Origin of the sequence: Mycobacterium sp. SM1 (assembly GCF_018361265.1) — a bacterium.
Taxonomy (GTDB): domain Bacteria; phylum Actinomycetota; class Actinomycetes; order Mycobacteriales; family Mycobacteriaceae; genus Mycobacterium.
In genome coordinates, this window is record NZ_JAFLNH010000004.1 from 718,730 (window position 1) to 734,672 (window position 15,943).

Annotated in this window: 19 protein-coding genes; 5 read left to right on the plus strand and 14 right to left on the minus strand. The window is 66.8% G+C overall.

Going from position 1 to position 15,943, the window contains the following annotated elements:
* Nucleotides 1-36: 36 nt before the first annotated feature.
* Nucleotides 37-321 carry a DUF5372 family protein gene (locus tag MSM1_RS19950; protein ID WP_213439686.1) on the minus strand — a complete coding sequence of 95 codons (285 nt, stop codon included), beginning with the start codon at nt 319-321 and terminating at the stop codon, nt 37-39.
* 65 nt (nt 322-386) lie between these two features.
* Between MSM1_RS19950 and MSM1_RS19955 the strand changes: the two genes are divergently transcribed.
* From MSM1_RS19955 to MSM1_RS19970, 4 genes are all read left to right on the plus strand, one after another.
* Nucleotides 387-1,211 (plus strand): Mu transposase C-terminal domain-containing protein, encoded by an 825-nt coding sequence (locus MSM1_RS19955; protein WP_307857416.1) that lies wholly within the window; start codon nt 387-389, stop codon nt 1,209-1,211.
* 147 nt (nt 1,212-1,358) lie between these two features.
* Nucleotides 1,359-2,261 (plus strand): TniB family NTP-binding protein, encoded by a 903-nt coding sequence (locus MSM1_RS19960; protein ID WP_236056463.1) that lies wholly within the window; start codon nt 1,359-1,361, stop codon nt 2,259-2,261.
* A gap of 171 nt (nt 2,262-2,432) precedes the next feature.
* Nucleotides 2,433-2,834, plus strand: coding sequence for a hypothetical protein (locus MSM1_RS19965; protein WP_213444389.1), 402 nt, complete (start codon nt 2,433-2,435; stop codon nt 2,832-2,834).
* Complete coding sequence (locus tag MSM1_RS19970) at nt 2,831-3,190, plus strand: hypothetical protein (RefSeq protein WP_213444387.1); 360 nt, start codon at nt 2,831-2,833, stop codon at nt 3,188-3,190. The genes MSM1_RS19965 and MSM1_RS19970 overlap by 4 nt, the downstream gene beginning before the upstream one ends.
* A gap of 99 nt (nt 3,191-3,289) precedes the next feature.
* On the opposite strand, the gene MSM1_RS19975 is transcribed toward MSM1_RS19970, so the two are convergent.
* Genes MSM1_RS19975 through MSM1_RS19985 form a run of 3 tightly spaced genes read right to left on the minus strand, consistent with a single transcriptional unit; the run spans nt 3,290 to nt 5,471 of the window.
* Nucleotides 3,290-3,940: a hypothetical protein gene (locus tag MSM1_RS19975; protein ID WP_213444385.1), complete on the minus strand. Its 651-nt coding sequence runs from the start codon at nt 3,938-3,940 to the stop codon at nt 3,290-3,292.
* Between the two features lie 3 nt (nt 3,941-3,943).
* Nucleotides 3,944-4,816, minus strand: coding sequence for a hypothetical protein (locus MSM1_RS19980; protein ID WP_307857415.1), 873 nt, complete (start codon nt 4,814-4,816; stop codon nt 3,944-3,946).
* A gap of 4 nt (nt 4,817-4,820) precedes the next feature.
* Nucleotides 4,821-5,471: a hypothetical protein gene (locus MSM1_RS19985; protein ID WP_213444383.1), complete on the minus strand. Its 651-nt coding sequence runs from the start codon at nt 5,469-5,471 to the stop codon at nt 4,821-4,823.
* A 394-nt stretch (nt 5,472-5,865) separates the two neighbouring features.
* Here MSM1_RS19985 and MSM1_RS19990 point away from each other — a divergent pair, with 394 nt between their 5' ends.
* On the plus strand, nt 5,866-7,131 hold the full coding sequence (locus MSM1_RS19990; RefSeq protein ID WP_213444381.1) for a hypothetical protein: 1,266 nt from the start codon (nt 5,866-5,868) through the stop codon (nt 7,129-7,131).
* A gap of 564 nt (nt 7,132-7,695) precedes the next feature.
* Here MSM1_RS19990 and drmB read toward each other — a convergent pair.
* From drmB to MSM1_RS20040, 10 genes are all read right to left on the minus strand, one after another.
* Nucleotides 7,696-9,489 (minus strand): DUF1998 domain-containing protein, encoded by a 1,794-nt coding sequence (gene drmB / locus MSM1_RS19995; protein ID WP_213444379.1) that lies wholly within the window; start codon nt 9,487-9,489, stop codon nt 7,696-7,698.
* Nucleotides 9,486-10,031, minus strand: coding sequence for a hypothetical protein (locus MSM1_RS20000; protein WP_213445630.1), 546 nt, complete (start codon nt 10,029-10,031; stop codon nt 9,486-9,488). The genes drmB and MSM1_RS20000 overlap by 4 nt, the downstream gene beginning before the upstream one ends.
* 11 nt (nt 10,032-10,042) lie before the next feature.
* A complete protein-coding gene (locus MSM1_RS23120) occupies nt 10,043-10,219 on the minus strand; it encodes a helicase-related protein (protein WP_374101755.1) in 177 nt (58 codons plus the stop codon).
* Entirely contained in the window at nt 10,215-10,454 is a 240-nt protein-coding gene (locus MSM1_RS20010) for a hypothetical protein (protein ID WP_213445632.1), read from the minus strand. The genes MSM1_RS23120 and MSM1_RS20010 overlap by 5 nt, the downstream gene beginning before the upstream one ends.
* A 1,190-nt stretch (nt 10,455-11,644) precedes the next feature.
* The gene (locus MSM1_RS20015; protein WP_213445634.1) at nt 11,645-11,869 is read right to left on the minus strand and encodes a hypothetical protein; all 225 of its coding nucleotides are present in this window, start codon (nt 11,867-11,869) and stop codon (nt 11,645-11,647) included.
* Entirely contained in the window at nt 11,833-12,486 is a 654-nt protein-coding gene (locus MSM1_RS20020; protein WP_213445636.1) for a hypothetical protein, read from the minus strand. The genes MSM1_RS20015 and MSM1_RS20020 overlap by 37 nt, the downstream gene beginning before the upstream one ends.
* A 71-nt stretch (nt 12,487-12,557) precedes the next feature.
* Complete coding sequence (locus MSM1_RS20025; protein ID WP_213445638.1) at nt 12,558-13,322, minus strand: hypothetical protein; 765 nt, start codon at nt 13,320-13,322, stop codon at nt 12,558-12,560.
* The gene (locus MSM1_RS20030) at nt 13,307-14,176 is read right to left on the minus strand and encodes a hypothetical protein (RefSeq protein WP_213445640.1); all 870 of its coding nucleotides are present in this window, start codon (nt 14,174-14,176) and stop codon (nt 13,307-13,309) included. The genes MSM1_RS20025 and MSM1_RS20030 overlap by 16 nt, the downstream gene beginning before the upstream one ends.
* Nucleotides 14,177-14,540: 364 nt before the next feature.
* Nucleotides 14,541-14,852, minus strand: coding sequence for a hypothetical protein (locus MSM1_RS20035; protein WP_213445642.1), 312 nt, complete (start codon nt 14,850-14,852; stop codon nt 14,541-14,543).
* Nucleotides 14,853-15,180: 328 nt separating this feature from the next.
* Nucleotides 15,181-15,465: a hypothetical protein gene (locus MSM1_RS20040; RefSeq protein ID WP_213445644.1), complete on the minus strand. Its 285-nt coding sequence runs from the start codon at nt 15,463-15,465 to the stop codon at nt 15,181-15,183.
* Nucleotides 15,466-15,943 lie beyond the last annotated feature (478 nt).

Genomic DNA, 15,943 nt, shown 5'->3' on the forward strand with positions numbered 1-15,943 from the left:
AGATCGTCAGTAATTCCGGCGTAATCTGGTTGACAGTCACGGCGTAATCTTCCTGACAGCCCGGTCCCGATCAGGCTGGGACCGCAGTCGGTCGATCAGATCCGCGAGGGCCAGCAGCCCCGCCGTGGTGAACGGGCAGCGGCCCTCGGCGACCACCACAAACGGATCGACCGGTGCCGCATCGGTCCAGCCAGTCAGAACCGAGAACAACTCCCCGTTCTCGTCATGCAGGTAGACCCGGTCCTCACCCCAGTTCTGCCGGTGAACGACGAACTCGTACTCCCGGCCATACAGCGGATGGAACCGGTGCGTGACCCGCACTTTGCGGTGCCGATCGTCGGGATTGGATGTAGTTGACGACGTGGTCCAAGCCGCACATTGAGCGCGTGTTCGCCGCAATCAATAGCGGCTTCACCCAGTACCTGGCCGGCTACGCCGGACCCAACGTGGTGCGGCGCGGTAAATCTCCTGAGCAGGAAGCGTTTTGGACACTCGCCGAGGTTCAGAACCTGCTCGACTTGTGGATCGTCGCGGTGTGGCAGAACAAGCCGCATCCCGGGCTGCGCCATCCTGCGATGCCGAAGAAGGATCTGACCCCCAACGAGGCCTATGCGGCGCTGGCTGGCGTGGCTCCCACCACACATGTGGCGCTGGGCCGTGACGACTACATCGGGTTGTTGCCGGTGACGTGGCGCAGCATCCAGCCGTACGGGATCAACTTCGAGGGGCTGCACTATGACAGCCCCGAGCTGCATCCGCTGCGCGGCGTGACCAGCGGACTTCCAGAACCCGCGCGTGGACGTTGGGAGATCCGCTATGACCCCTGTCGGCTGCAATCGGTTTTCCTCTGGGATCACAAACAGGGCAGGTGGATTGAGGCCGAATGGACGCTCGCCAGGCGCGCGCTGGCACCGTTTTCGCTGGATGTGCTGCGCGCTGCCCGCAAGGCTGTGGATCGCCGTGACGAGACTGCCCCAGCCGTCGATGTGCTTGCTGAAATCAACCGCATCCAAACCAGCGGCGCGAATACGACGCGAGAACGCAAGGCAGCCAAGCGCGATAGCGTGAACACCCCGGTCGTGCCGCCGTTGCAGATCGTCGCCGACGCCGCCGAGGACATCGATGAGATCGGCACCGGTCTGTCGAGCGCCGCCAGCCAACCTCGACAGCGCCGAGCCGCCAGACGCATCGACATCGACGAGGAGCAATAACCGCGAATGGCGGTCCCGGATTCACTGACCTCCTGGCGAGAGTTCGTCGACCGGCAGCCCGTCGAACCGCGGCGCATGATGATGAAGCAGATCAGCAGCCTCTCCCCCGACGAGAAAGCCGCCTATGACCAGGAGCGGTTCGCGTGGTTGGCCGCTGACGTGGTGCTCGAAACACATGACACCGCGGCACTGACGCGCCAGACCAGGATCATCATGGCCCGAAACATGGCCAAGACCGCGACCGCGCGCCGCGGCTTGGCGATGTCGGGATCTTCCGGGCTGGGGAAATCAACCGCGGCGCTGCTCATCGGCAAGCGCCACGAGAAGGCGATGCGCAAGAAGACTGGCCGGCACGATGACAACAGCTATGCCCCGGTCGTCTATGCGGTGGTCCCGCCCGGCACCACCCCGAAGATGATGATGATGCTCGCCTTTGCGAACTTCCTGGGCCTTGTCAGCTCGAATAGGGCCACCGCCCAGGATCTGACGGAACGGGTCGTCGGCGTTATGCGCCACCTCGGCACGTCGCTCGTCATCTGCGACGAGATCCATAACCTGCGTACCAATCATCAGGCAGGCAGCGAAGCCGCGTCGGCCCTAAAAGTGTTCTCTGAACGGCTTGACGCAACCTTTCTATACGCCGGGATCGACCTGCTCCAAAGCGATCTGCTGTCCGGCCACATGGGGCGTCAGATCAAGGGCCGCATCACCATTCACGAAATGCGCCCCTACACTAACGGGACGCGCGCACAGCGCGATGCATGGGAAGAACTCGTCCTGGGCATCGAAAACCTGCTGCCTCTCGGCCGCCACCCCGAAGGGTCGCTGGCCTCGCTGACCAGCTACCTCTACGACCGAACCGGTGGGTCCATCGGATCGCTGCGTGCGCTGCTCAGCGATGCCGCCATCGCCACCATCCTCGACGGCGCGGAAAAGGTCGACCGCAAGCTGCTCGACACGATTCCGACCGATCACGCAGCCGAGGAATTCCGCACCCGCACACCAGTCAAGCAAGATGGGGCGCCAACACCGTTGCGCAGAGCCGAATGAGGCTGCAGCCGTTGCCGGTCCCCACTCGGGTCTACGGCGGGGAGGGCGTCGTTTCCTACAGTCACCGCCACGCGACACACAACCACAGCCAACCCGGCGAAATCGAAACCGGCCTGCGCGAGCGGCATCCGCCTGGGTAAATCGCCCAAAGGAGGTTCCGCACCCGAACGATTGGAAGTCTGGCGACAACTCGGCAACCTGCACCCGAGCGCGTTCACGGCGCCCACCAAGATCAACGGCGATCCCGTCACCGACCGGCGCCTGTGCCTGCAGTGCACCCAGGGCAACGCAGCCATCGGGCGGCTGCCCCACGCGGGACTTGTTTATCTGCAGCACAAGCGATGGATCGGCAGCTCACCCCAGGTCGACCTGCACACGTATGTTGCCGCGCTCACAGCCGAACGACACTTCCGAAACCACCTCGCCGCCCGCGGGGTCCTGTTCGACTCCTTCGCAATGGAACTCGGCAAGGTATGCGCTAACTCGGTCTTCATGGGCATCCAGGAAATTGAGCGACGCCGGCAACAAACCGGCATCGACACCGTCGCCAGCTCGTCTACCCAGAACAAGTGAAGTTCGCCCGGATGCTCACCAGCCCCCCGTTTCTCGAGTACGTCACCGGCCCCGCGCGCGACGCCCACCACCGCCGCGCCCGGATCACACGCGAAGCCGCGAAAATCCTGCCTGTATGGGACGATTCGGAGTCCTGGCGCGTAACCGAACGGATCTGGGATGTCGCGCGACGGCTCACTCAGCTGCGACGCGAGTCCCTCCTGTGGGGTGCGCCAGTCCGCGACGCCCATTACAACCTGCTCCGATTCATCGACCTACCGGACCTTGTGATCGATGACAGGTGGGACGACTACGGCATCCGGCCTGCCCCGTACGGGCGCTGCGACCACGCGATCGCCGACGACAGGCCAGCGTGAATCGGTCAGCGCGCGTTTCGCCCAGGACGACCTCTTCTGTTGTCTACAGACTTGGTCGGCATGGGATCTCTTACGGTTCCCCCGGCCGCCAGCACCCATCTAGCCTTCGGGATTTGGTTGCGCCGACTGGGCTGCTGGGTCAGCCTCAATCGCCGTGAGTTTTCGTGTGGCTGCCTCAAGTTCGTCGAGTGCAATAGTCAGACGGCGGCCCAGCTCCTCAAACTTCTCAACATCGTTCTCAGAATGCGCTGCCAACATCGGCTCATTCCAGTTATGTGCAATGGTACGGACTTTTGTCAACGCCGCCTCGATCTCGGGATCTGTCGTTAGCAAGAGCGCGCGAATCACCAACTGTTCCAGCTTGTCTGAGTGCTCAATATGTAGTTGCCTTACATCTAACACCTGTCGGCTTCGCTCGGCGGGCGAAAGGGTGTTTGCGCCGATCTCCATGCGATGCTGAACCGTCGCGTCGAACAGCTTCCGCTGAGAGTCGAGCGTCGTCGGTCGTTCGGCGAGGATCGCGGCGACTTCAACGCGCAACTGGTCTGCCCGCGCTGCGGCACGGTCTGCCTTGGCTTCCTGGTCTTTCGCCGCAAGCTCTCTCGTCTGTCGCTTGAAGGCCGCAAGGTTTGTGCGCCAGAGGGTGATCATCGCACCGCCGAACAACAGCGCCGAGCCGCAGAACGCGAGCACCGGCGCGAGCCACACCCCGACCGACGGCTGTCCGCCGCTTACGACAATGTTGATCACGGGTTACTTTCTCCGGCGCTGGCGCTTCGTCATCCGCTTCGGCTGCGGTCTCTGGCCGTGCCTCTCGGCTCGGTTGCCTGTGATGGTCGGCGGAAAGAGCTTGCGGTATCCCTCGGTGTTCATGCCGGTCTCATCCTCGTACCATGTCTTGAATTCCTCCGCGGCGGTGAGGTATTCGTTCTTCTCCTTGGCATAGCGCTTATTTATCGCTTCCACAAACCAATTGAAAAAGGCGGCGGCGGTGTTGACGTAGCTCGAGATCGCCGGCCCTAGGTCAAAATGCTCGTCCTTCGCCCGTAGATATGCCTTCGCTGGGGCGGTCCATTTCTTCCACCTCAATAAGGCATCCGTGTCGAGGGTGAGCTTGTTGACTAATACTGTTGGTCGCCCCCGCCCGCCCGACAATGTTGTGCTGATACCCGGCAAGGGAACTGAGCGATGTGTGCAGTAGTTGCGCAGTTCGGTCATGAACTCCGCTGCACCGGTCTCGAGCGTGGCCCTTCGATGCTCCGTGTATTCACCTGTCTCGAACTCGGAGTTTTCACCCCAGCGATGGCGCATCACAACGCGTTGCGCCTCGATCAGCGAATAGATCGACGTGAGGTAGTTGTGCAAGTAGCGCACAAGTTCATTCTCAAAGTCGTCGGAGATCTCGCGAGCGAATGTACAGCCTTGAATGAATTTTGCCGCGTGATTCGACAGTTCCTCGGCGTTCCTGTACATGATATGCCCGGATCTACCAAGGGCTTCCAGGTCAACCTTCAGTTGGAAACCGGGCATGGCCATAAGCTCTGCTTTACGCTTGTCGATGTCGATACTTAGTGGATTCGTCCAGCTCGCGCCATCTGTCGGTTCGGTGTCGTCTTTTTGGGTCACGCGGCTAGCCCCGTCTCGCTCTGCGGCGCTGCGCGGGTGGCACATAGATCCTTTTGAGGTCGTCGCCAACGCTGTCGCCATGGGCACCGAGTGCCACTAGATAACTTGCTACGAAGGCGTACGGGTAGCCCGCTTCGAGAAGCACGTCAATTGGCGGGAAGTAGTGTGCCGCGAAGTACTGCTCTCGGTCACGGCTGTAACCGTTGTACCCGGCGGTGTGCAGCTCTGCGAGGGCCGCGTGGACATCGTCGGGCACGCCAACGGTCGGCTCGCCGGTCGTGAGGTCAACCGCGTTCGTCGCCGCAGCCCATCCAGCAACCTCACCTTCTGCGAACTCGATGACGCCGAGCACTTGGCTTTCGGCGGCTGCGACAGCGCGCCCCAATTGGCGAAGGTCGGGCCGATAAGCCAGCACAGGCCCGCCGCGGTTCACGTGCGGGCTGCGGGAGCTGCCGACGTTGCCCGCCGCGCCGAATGCCCGAATGGCGGCACTGGCGTACCTCAAGTCACGTTGTTGGGGAATGAACAGCACTCGCCTGGCGTACTCGGCGTTATCGGTGTTCGCGGCGATCCACTGCACCATCTGCCGGTCGTCTGCGGTCATCGGCTGCCACGCAGCCAACGCTGGCCGTGGTGTCAGGTCATCGTTAGTCACCTCTCCATGGTTCCATCAGGCACCGACACGGCACGGCTAGGCGCGCCGACGGCCTGGGCTCGCGGGCATTTGCTGCGGTGCCCCGGGCAATCACTGCCCCGTAGGGTTGCGCAACGAGTGCTAAGGGAACTCAGCGCAGCGGCGGCAGGCATCCGACTGGGGCACAGCATCTGTTCACATAGCGACGCTGTAGCAGGCCACCAGCGGCGGGTTTTAAGAATGGGCGGTGGGCAGCGCGGTTGCGGGCCACAGTGGCGTGGTACTTCGCGGAGTCGTCGATACGGACGCTAGCGACAGAGAATGCTCGACGCTCGTTTCGCACCGGGGCCTTGCCATCAATTGCTAGCGTCATCTCGACCTGTCAGTGCTCGCGGCAGATTGGGGTCGTGTCAACATGGAATTGCCCGATCGGCGTCCGCCCACAAACTACCAAGCGTTCGAGACGCTGTCCGATCTGCACCTGCGCAAGATTTCTAGCCGGCTGCGGCTCGCGGAATGGGAAACGGCGCGCGACATGCTCCGGGACCTCTACACGCGTGACCATTCCTCCAAAGGTTCGGCTGAGTGCGCCAAACGTATCGAATACCTGAGGGTGGCCGAGCCTGTGCCGATGATCGAGGACTTCTACCCGGGCGATGCACCACCGCTCACGACAGCGAAGTGCGCGTTGACTCTCGAGCTGGTGCAGCGCCAATTCGAAACCAGCCTCGCGGGTTATCTGACGCGCGAGGAGGTGCGGAAGAAGGACCTCGAATGGGCCCTGAATCTGATGGAGGATCAGAAGGCGGCCGAGGCGGCCCGAAGGCGGACGTCCAGAATATCCGGTGACAAGCAAAGCGAGCCAGGAGTATTCGCGGGATTCGTGTCGGTGCTGGTTCAGCGCAAAAACGCAGTACAGCATCTGGTCGACGAGCATCGCCGTCCCCACACACGTCCCTCAGGCCGTATGGTCACCGATGCCCGTGACCTTGAACGCCTCGTCAACGAGGTGAACAACGAAGTCATCCGTCTGGCTGAGTGTCTGGACTGCTATATGCGGTCGGCGCCGTTTCAACGGCTGTTCGGCGATCGCGATGACTATGACGAGCCAACCCCTCGCGATGTCACTGCAGCTGCGGAAGCCGTAATCGACTTCTACAAGGCGAATCTGCTTCTCGCGCGCACAGTCCGAGGAGTCACGGCACGTGCGGATCTCGTCGAAATCATCGACGATATAGCGCATTTGGTTGACCGACCACTGGAGGGTGTTGATCGGTGGATCACCAAGATCGTCGGCTTCGCCGCGATACTACCCACACTTGAGCAGAGCAGTTCCACGGATCAGCGGGAAAGACACGAGCTGTCACTGGACCTCCGGTTTGATGACGTCTTGCTGGACCGCATCCGCAGGCGACTCGACGCGGTCCCCGGCCCGTTGTCTGATGCGGCCTACATACGAAAATGGGAGCGCGAGTTCAAGAAGAGCGACGTCGCTATCCGCAAGGGCGGGGACGTCTCGCTCGGAAAGCATGAATTACGGGTCGCGTTGGGTTTCGTAGTGGGAACCGCTCTATTCTGCACGAGCTGGGCCTCCGCGGGGTTAACCGCCACAATGCATGCCGCTTTGGCGGTGGGCGCTGCGTGGATAGTCCTCAGCTTCATAGCCTGGCTATGCCGGTAGCGGTACGCCTTGGGTAGGCCTCGATTCGCCTCCGGACGCCGCGTTGATGCCGGATCTTGTTGGCGCGGTGATAAGCACAGTGGCGGGATCGGTTCCTCGGGACGACGTCGCGCGGGCTGATCCGTAAGCTGCACGGGAGAACGATCACCGTACTCGGGTGCTGTTGAGCGGCGCTCAGCTTGGGGATCGCCGCGTCACGCTTGGTGAGGACGAGCAGTCGGGTCGTGTGTGGCGTCATGGTGAACACGAGCAGGGTCCGTCGAGAAACCGAGGCTGCCCAGTGTGGGTTCGGTCGTCATTGTGACGGGTGGCCAGCCGAGGGGGGATCCGCTAGCGCAGATCAGATTCGAAACCGTTTGTCACCAACACGATTTGGCCCCTTCCGCGGCGATCACGTGATAGACCACGCTGGTGCCTGACCTCGTGTAGGAGGTGAGCCCAAACGCACTTGGACGTCGTTTTCGCAACCCATGGCGCCCGAGCGGTCGGCTGGTGACGCCTCAGGTCGCGCAGACCCGGCGGCCGCGCAGCCGGCACGGTGACGTCAGCCGACCCGCGGGCGTCTTACCCAAGGAAGCCGCGCGCGGTGCCGTGCCCGTTGAGGACGGCGCGGTCCAGCCCGTGGTTGAACGCCTCGCAGCAGGTCTCGGGAACCAGCAGGCAATGGTGGCAGGCGCCCGGGGTGGATCCGCGGCCGGGCGGTCCCGGCGCGTCCTCTCCGCAGACGGGGTCGGTGGCGCACCAGGCCGCGGCGGCGGCGGCGGCTTCGAGGATCTCGCCGAGGCGCTGCGGGTGGCCGAGCTCGACGAGACCACCCAAGGTTCCATGTACGTCGCCGGCCGCGGTGTAGATCAGGAACGCGGTTCGGTTGTCGACGGCGAAGATTCGCTCCCGCAGTGCCGGCAACGGGTATCCCGCATATGGTGCCGCGGCGCGCATGACGAGGTGCGCGAGCGTGTGCGCGAGCAGCCAGGGCAACGGTTGCGCGGGTTCGTTTTGCGTGAGCGCGGGCCGTGCGGCGTTCACAATCCGCTCGTCCGTGCGAACCCGCGCGGCCCACGCGTCAACCTCGGCCGGGTCGAGCATGAACAACAGGCCTTCGCCGAAGACCTGGTCGCCGGGAAGCCAGTCGTCGTTGGACTGCTCCGCGAACGCCGCCGGACGCGGCTTGCCCCACAGTTGGGCGTACCCGGCCCGCGGATCCGGCGGCGAGGGTTCGATGCGCCTGAATCCGGCCAGGACGCGGGTCTCCCGGAGCCGGGGGACGAGGCTGACGGCAGACAGCATCCGACCGAGGGAGCTGCCGCGGTACTTCTCGATGTCCTGGGGCTCCACAACCAGGTCGGGCAGCGCGCCGGTAGGGCGCCTGGGGTGGTCCGCGGACAGCAGCGCGGTCAACTCGGCCGCGCGGCTTGGACCGACGACCTGGTCTTGCTCAAGCGCGTCAAGGTGGCGGGTGACCTCCTCATCGTTGGTGCGGATGCCGAGCCGGGTTGCCACCGCGGTGATGTTGCTGACGATTTCCGGGGTGCGGGTGAGCCGACGCAGGGTGCGCAGGGTCGCGTTGTCGGTGAGCGCGTGCAGCAGCGCCGGGTTGTCGGCGCCGGCGACGGGGATGGTGAGACTGGACATCTGCCAGGCGTAGTACGCGGTCGTCGAGGTCCGTTCGATCGGTCTCGCCCGGCCCGTGCAGGCCTCGGCTCCGGCATGTGGGAGCCAGGGGCGCGCCCCGGTGCACGGGAAGTCGACGGTGGGGTCGAACTGCACCCGTCGGCTGCAGCCGTTGCACGTCAGCACCGGACGGTCGGCGGCTGCGGATACGCGGTACCGGACGTCGTGCTGCGGGCAGGCCGGCCCGTCCTGGTCGTGCAGCCACGCGGCCCAGTCCACGTCGTCGAGGTGGCCAGCAGGACACGCCAGAACGAGCGCGGTCTGGAACGTCGGCCACCTGCCGCGCTTCGCTTTCGGTGACTTGCAGGCGTCGCAGCGGCCTTCGCTCGCGTCCGCCGGGTCGCGCCGGACGAGCCGCTGGCATTGTGGGTTGCTGCACGCTTCGGTGAGCGGGAAGCGCACCGCGGGCACGATCCAGTCGGTGTCACGCGAGGGGTTGTCACCGGCCGGCCACGGCATCACAAACCGTTCGACGCCGGTCGCCGCCTGCAGGTGCCGGTCGGTGATGGTGAGCTCCTCGAGGACCGGCACCGAGCCGGGCGGGCGCTCCGGCAACGATCGCAGCCAGGTCGCCGGCGCGCACACGACTGCACTGACGCGGTTGCGGGTGAGCAGCAGCGACCCGGGACCGAACGGCGCTATCAGGTGAGCGCGGCGCACGGGGGTGACGAACAGGGAGCGGCTCACCAGGCGTCCTCATCGTCGGCCGCGGTGGGCATTTCGCCGGCTGCGGCCACCGGCTCCTTGTCCGCGACCGCGGCGGCGCGGGCGGGCAGCCAGTTTTCGTCGATGCGTAGGGTCGCGTCGGCGTCGACGCTGCGCAACGACGTCAGACCGGCCAGCTCGCGGTCTCTGCGGCGCCGGGTCCTCCAAGGGTCGCAGGAACTGCACCCCGGACCGTCCGGCCACACCCAGCCGAGCTGCTGGTCGACGGCGGTCTGCACTTCGTTAAGCGCGGCGTCGGACAGCGCCTCGACGCGGGCCCCCGCGTCGGGGCTGGCGAGTTGGGTGGCGCGTGTGCTGATGCCTTGTGCGGCGGCGCGGACCAGCGCAACATCATCGGCCAGGACGCGGTCGACGCCCTGCGTGCGAACCTGCCGGACGATCGACGCGAGCGCGCCGCGCAGCCCGCGGCTGAGCGCGGCGTCTGTGAACGGGGTGACGCTCGCCGGTTCCACCGCGGCATACAGGCGCTGGTGCACCGATGTGAACCGTTCGTAGTGGCTCACGTCGCGGGTGTTCAGCGGGTTGAGTAGGACAACGACGAGGCCCGGCCCTTGCCCGGGTCACGGCCCACGCGGCCGGCGACCTGTATGTACTGCGCGGCGGTCTTGGGCTGGCGCACGATGGTGAGCAGGCCGAGCCGGTCGACGTCGACGCCGACCTCGATGACACTCGTCGCGAGCCCGAGGTCAATAGCTCCCGGTTCGCCCGGTGGCGAGCAAGTTGTTCCAGGGCTCGCTCGCGGCGTTGCTCGATGCGCTGGTCAGCTCCACGTCGACAAGAGACCGGATGGTGTGGCGGTCTCCGTCGCTGCGGGGTGCGCCGGTGCGAATGCCGGTGGCGCGGACGAGACCCCACGCGTAGCCGCGGTAGGCGGTCGAGATGAGCGCTTTGGCCTGCCCGAGGTCGCGAAGCGCCCCGAAGAACACAACGTTGGTCCAGTACGGGTCAACCGGTGCACCTGCTGCTCGAGCGCGGATGCGGCGTGCGCCAGGCTCGCCAGCACGCGCATCTGCGTGTGCGCGAACTTTCCGGTGCGGTGGCGCACACGCCCAGGAAGGTCCGCGGTGGGCTCGTCGTGTCGGCCTGCGCGAAGAAGCTGTCGTCGACGGTCAGGCCCGGGGGTGGCACGAGGCGCACCTGCTCGGCGGGACACGCGTACAGCACGGCCGCCTGCTGCGCGTACGCGCGCGTGGTGGCGGTCGCGGCAACGACGTGCGGTGAGCAGCCGCCGTCGTGCCGACACAGCTGGTCGATCGCGGACTCGTACAGCCCGACGAGGCTGCCCAGCGGCCGGAGATCAGGTGCAGCTCGTCTTGGATGACCAGCGCTGGTGCGGGCCGTTCCCGCGACCCGTTGCGGCCCAGACCGAACAGGACACGGGCGCGGTCGTTCCACGCGAGCTGGGCGAACTTGTCGACGGTCGCGACGAGGAACGTCGGCGGCTTCGCGTAGATATCCTCGTCCACCTCGTAGACCGGCAGTCCTGCGGCGTGCGGTCGCGGTGGAACGCGCACCGCGGGGTTTTGGGCACGACGCCTGCATGCGGTCGCCGCGGGAGGTCGACTGGAACGCCGAAGCCGAGCACCCGCCCGTCGACGACGTCGCCGAGCTTAGCCGCGCAGGCCGGGCAGCGGGACAGCAGGAACGGCCGCGTTGCACCGCGTCGCCGGTCGGCGAGACGGCGAAGCTCGCGCAGCGCGTCTTGCGCGAGTTGGGTGTGCTGGCCCGGCCAAGCCACGCCCCGATGGAGAACCGCTCTTCGCGAGCACCTCTCGGTTCGCGACACGGAGCGTCTCCAGTGCGCACAGCAGCGACGCGGCGCGCTGCAATTGCTGTGCGGTGAGCAGGCGCAGCGTGTAGCGCCATGATCACCGCTGTGCCACCGGCGGTGGGCTCCGTGCGGCGTCGAAAGAGCATCGTGAAGGCTGCCAGCGCCAGGTAGGCCTCGGTCTTGCCGCCACCCGTGGGCATCCAGATGACATCGACTACGCCGTGTCGACGATGCTCCGGGTCAATGACTGGTGCGAGGTTCGCTAGCAGGAACGCCAGCTGGAACGGCCGCCACTGGGCGCGGCCGGTGCTTGCCGGCTCGACGCCGGCGACCGTGACAACCCCGTCAGTCACGCTCACTGCACGGGTCTTCGCGGCGTAGCTGCGCCGCTGCTGCGCCATCGCCTCTGACGTCCAAACGCAGGCACTCGTGCACCGGCCCCGTCGCCGCCAGCGCCCAGCCGGCGGCGACGTCGTCCGCGAACGCCTCACAGGCCTCCACGTGCGCCTCGGCGGTCTTGCGCGCCGACCCGGTCAGCTTCGTTGCGGCTGCGCCAGGTTTCTGATCCACTCGCGGTAGCTGGTGATCATCCGCTCAACGGTCGCAACCGCATCCAGGTCCCACCGGCCGAGCGCATCCATGTCAACCGCGAGCGAGCCGGCCGCGTCGCCGACGTCCGGTGTGGTGCCGTTCACCTCGGCGACCGGCAGCGACTCCGTGCGCACCAAAGCGAGATCGCCGCAGGTCGTCACGGCGGCGTCGACGCCATGCCCGACAGCGCGCACCGGCGCGTCGGCGTACAGCAGGCGCAAGCTCGCCGCCTCCTGTGTCATGTCGTGGTCGGTCTCGGAGTTCGCGAGCTGCGCCGCCGGCATCACCGCGGTGAGCCGCGCCGAGAACAACACCCGTTCGGACAGCTGCGGTCGATTCGCCGGAGTCCGGTTCCACAAGGTAGCAGGTGACAATCCGCTGTCCATCGGTCGCGGCCCGCGCGTGCACACCCACCTCGAGGCGCAGCGGCTCGACGACGACCGGGTCCCCAGACTGAACGGCGCGCCATCGCCGGGCAGTGACACCGTCACTCGGCGTTCACCGGTACTCGGTGCCATCCGGTGCGCGGCGCGCCCATGGAAGCTGAACGGGAAAGGCTCATACCGCGCGCCGTCCACGTGCAGCGTCAACGTCACCGTCTCCTCGGTGACAACAAAAGAGAGCCCGAACGACGACGGCCGTCCGGGGCGGTCCCGCGGGGCGTCCTCTAATGCGGCTTCATCAGCGCTGGCGGTCCGCGCCGGCGTCGTCTGGTGCGGGCTTCGCCGGCCGCGGCGCCACCTCGGCAGCGCGTCACCGGCGTCGCCCGCGGTGGGCACCGTCGGTGCTTGCTCGGCGTCGAGGTCAGCTCGTCGTCCGACGCAGCGGCGGGTACAGAGCCCCGACGATGTAGCGCGCCGTCGGCGGCTCGACGAGGATCTCGGCGCCGTCGTCGGCGACGAACAAACGGCTCAGGTCGCTCTTCCGCTCGATGTCCTGTCCGCGCCCCAGCCGGACAGCGCGCGGCGCCTGGGTAGGTGCCGTCGGCATCGGCGAGCGGGCCGAGCAGGTCCCGCCGGACGGCGTCGATGATGAGATCGCGTGTCTCCTGCGGGGTCATGACCGCCCCTCCCTTTCCGTGAGCGCGGTGACCGCGCCGGCCCGCCTCGTCGATCGCGGCGCCCAGCCACATGCGCGGAACCGTCACGGGCTCGTCGAGCCGTGCCGTCACCACCGCGAGCAGCAGCGACCCCAGCTCGCCAGCGTGCAGCACCGTCCAGCCGTCCTCATCGACGTCGGCCACCCACGCGCGGTCGTCGAGCAGCTCAAGAAGCTGCCGGCGGATCTCCTCCCCGGCCTGCTGGTGCGCGATACGCACCGTCGCCAGGTCATCGAACTTGCCTAGAAGCTCAGGCGCGCCTATTGCCCGGACCAGAGCCTCAAACCCGGACCGGCGCGGGGCGATGTACGACTCGTCTAACGGGTTGTGCAAAAAGCCCGCGCGTAGTCGTCGCTGAGGGTTTGGGTCAGCTCCTGCCGCAGCGCTGCATGCCCGCGCGCCGCGAGCGCCTCCCGCAACGCCGTCTTCAGGCTCGCGGCGTGGCCCCGGACTTCGGCGATGTGATCTGTCGACCAGCCCCGCCGCCGCTTGAGCCACGCGTCGGCCCGCGCCACCACCTGGGCATGCGGCGCAGCACCAACGCGCACGGCGAGCATCACGCCCCTCGTCACGGCCGTCAGCGGCACGGCGGGCAACGCCACCGCGCCGGTGTCGTCGTCGACGGCCACCACGTGCGGCCGGGGCCCGAGTTGCGGATCGAAAAACACGGCGTGCCCCGACGCCATCTGCACCTCAACCGCCCGTATGTCATCCTCGGTGGGGGTGCCGGCGGGGCGTGGGTCCGTCGCACCGCCTGCGTTGCGTTGAGCCCATGCAGCCAGTCGGGTGGCCGGTCCCTGGCCTGCGGCCCGTCGTCGTGCAGCGCCAGCCCGGGCTGGGCTCCAGCCGCAGCAACCACAGGTCCTCGGGCGCAGCGGTGGAGCGTCGGCGGGAACGACGAGCCGCACCTCGGGCGCGACCGGCGCCGTCAGCAGCCAGCCCACTTCGCGCAGGACCGCTTCGGGCGCTTTGAACGCCGAGTAGAAAGCCATTGCCGGATGGCCGACGAGAACCGCCGCCCGATGCCTAACCGGCGCCGTTCGTAGCTCTGCGGGGCAGGCGATGTCCACACAGTCGAGGCCTTCGCTGACCAACCAGCCGCGTACCGGCTCGAGCCACTGCAGGCGCGGCACGACCAGGATCGCCTCGGGACGGCCGTCGGCGGTTGCACCGTACTCGCACAACATCTCTGCGACCTGCGCGCGGCGACCGGTGACGACGAGGCCTTAAGCAACACCAACGCTTCGTGCAGCGGCCGCAACGGCTCACATAGCGTGTGGTCCGGGGCCCGGCCAAGAACTGCTCCGCCCTGCCGAGCAAGTCTGTGAGACCGGGCGAGGGTCAGTCGGCGGCAACGGCGTCGCCGTGAGCACGCGCCGGGCCGTGAAGACCGCCGTCAAAACGTTGGCCGCGATCGATGACGTCTCGACGAACGTCGCAGCGCGCCAGCGGCGGCCGTAACCCGCTCCAGTTCCCGCCACTGGACGCGCGCAACGCTGATCGACGGCTGTTGCGCGGTTCGCCACGTCGTGAACCACTCCGCCAGCGTGCTCACCACAAGTCCTCGTCAACGGCGGCTGTCGCCGGCTCCGTCAGGCACAGCACTCCCAGGCCGCCGTCGGCTGCAGCAGCGGGCGCAGTGCGGCGGGCAGCGCAGCGGGCGCTGCCCCATCCAGATGCCTTCAGCAGCGCAGCAGCGTCGGCCGCAGCGGGCGAGCGCCGCGAGAACAGCACGAGCATCGGCACGTCTGGCCAGTTACGTCGCGAGCTGGCGAGCCACCCAGCCGTGCCTGTGATGATGACCAGGCGCGGGCGCAGCGTCGCTACCCACGGCACGTCCTCACGGTCGGGAATGGCACCCATCAGCAGGACCAGGTATCGGTACCAGTCGTGCAGGTCCGTCCCCAGCGAACAGCCGACCCTGAAGGTGCAGCGAGGTACTCGCCGCGGACAGCAGGTCGACGTCTGCGCGGAACGTGCCTGGTCTGCCGCGACAACGACAGGGTGGGCAGCGGCGCGGCCGACAGCCGTTGCCGCCGACGCCCTCCGCGCAACCAAGCGCTTCTGCGAGCTCCTGCCCGACGTCATCGAGTAGTCGCGTGTCCGGCCGCTGGGGAACCCCGTAGGCAGCCGATGAACGCTGTCGCGGTTTCCGCGCAGCCGGATCCCCCAAACATCAGCTCGTTGTCGCTCACCGCGACCAACTGCGAGTCCGTGAGCCGCCTGAGACCCATCCGGCAACACGCACGCCGGGCGCGAGCTTCGCATGCTCGCAGTCACGGCACTCGACGGGCGCGAGCGCGGAGCCGAGCGTGGCCGCCACGCCAGCGAGACGCAACGTCGGGATCGTGACGACCACCCGCAGGTTCCGGCCGGCGCCCGGGCCGACGATGGTCAGCTGCTCAGCCAGCCGACAAAGGTGACGCAGGCCAGCCGGAAGCGAACCCACCGGCCGCTCGGCCGTCTGCTGTAGCACCTGCATCACCTCGTGACGGACCGTCCCTGTTCGCACTCGTTCTACCAGCACGGTAGGGGCCGCCGCCGACGTTTCCGGTGAACTCGGTGGCAGGGTGGCGTCGTGTTTCCGGTGCAAATGAGCGGCGGCGGGTTCCGTTTTAGTTTTAGGCGACTGCTCCGACAGAATCGGGGTTCTGCGGTTGCCTCGGGGTGCGTTGTTTCCGTAGCTGGGTGGCGGTTCGAGGAACTGGCGGCGAAGATATTGAGGGAGCCGCAGCCCGATCGGCGTCATGGTGATCCTCGCCAGCCCTGGGCGGCTCGGTCGAGAACGGCTCAACCAGCTGGCCAGCACCGACAGCCCGCTGCGCACGCCCCTCACCGTTCGTGCCGCCGGGGCCTGGTAGGCGCGCCAGGGGCTGGGCATCGCTCAACCGCTGTGGACCCTCATCTGGCTCCACACCGGCGGGAGGCTTCTCGCTCTGCCGGGCTGAGCCCTT

Coding starts and splice junctions, on each gene's coding strand:
- MSM1_RS20035 (WP_213445642.1), bottom strand. CDS start 14,852: ATGGGTGCCATTCCCGACCGTGAGGACGTGCCGTGGGTAGCGACGCTG.
- MSM1_RS20030 (WP_213445640.1), bottom strand. CDS start 14,176: ATGTTGTGCGAGTACGGTGCAACCGCCGACGGCCGTCCCGAGGCGATC.
- MSM1_RS19990 (WP_213444381.1), top strand. CDS start 5,866: ATGGAATTGCCCGATCGGCGTCCGCCCACAAACTACCAAGCGTTCGAG.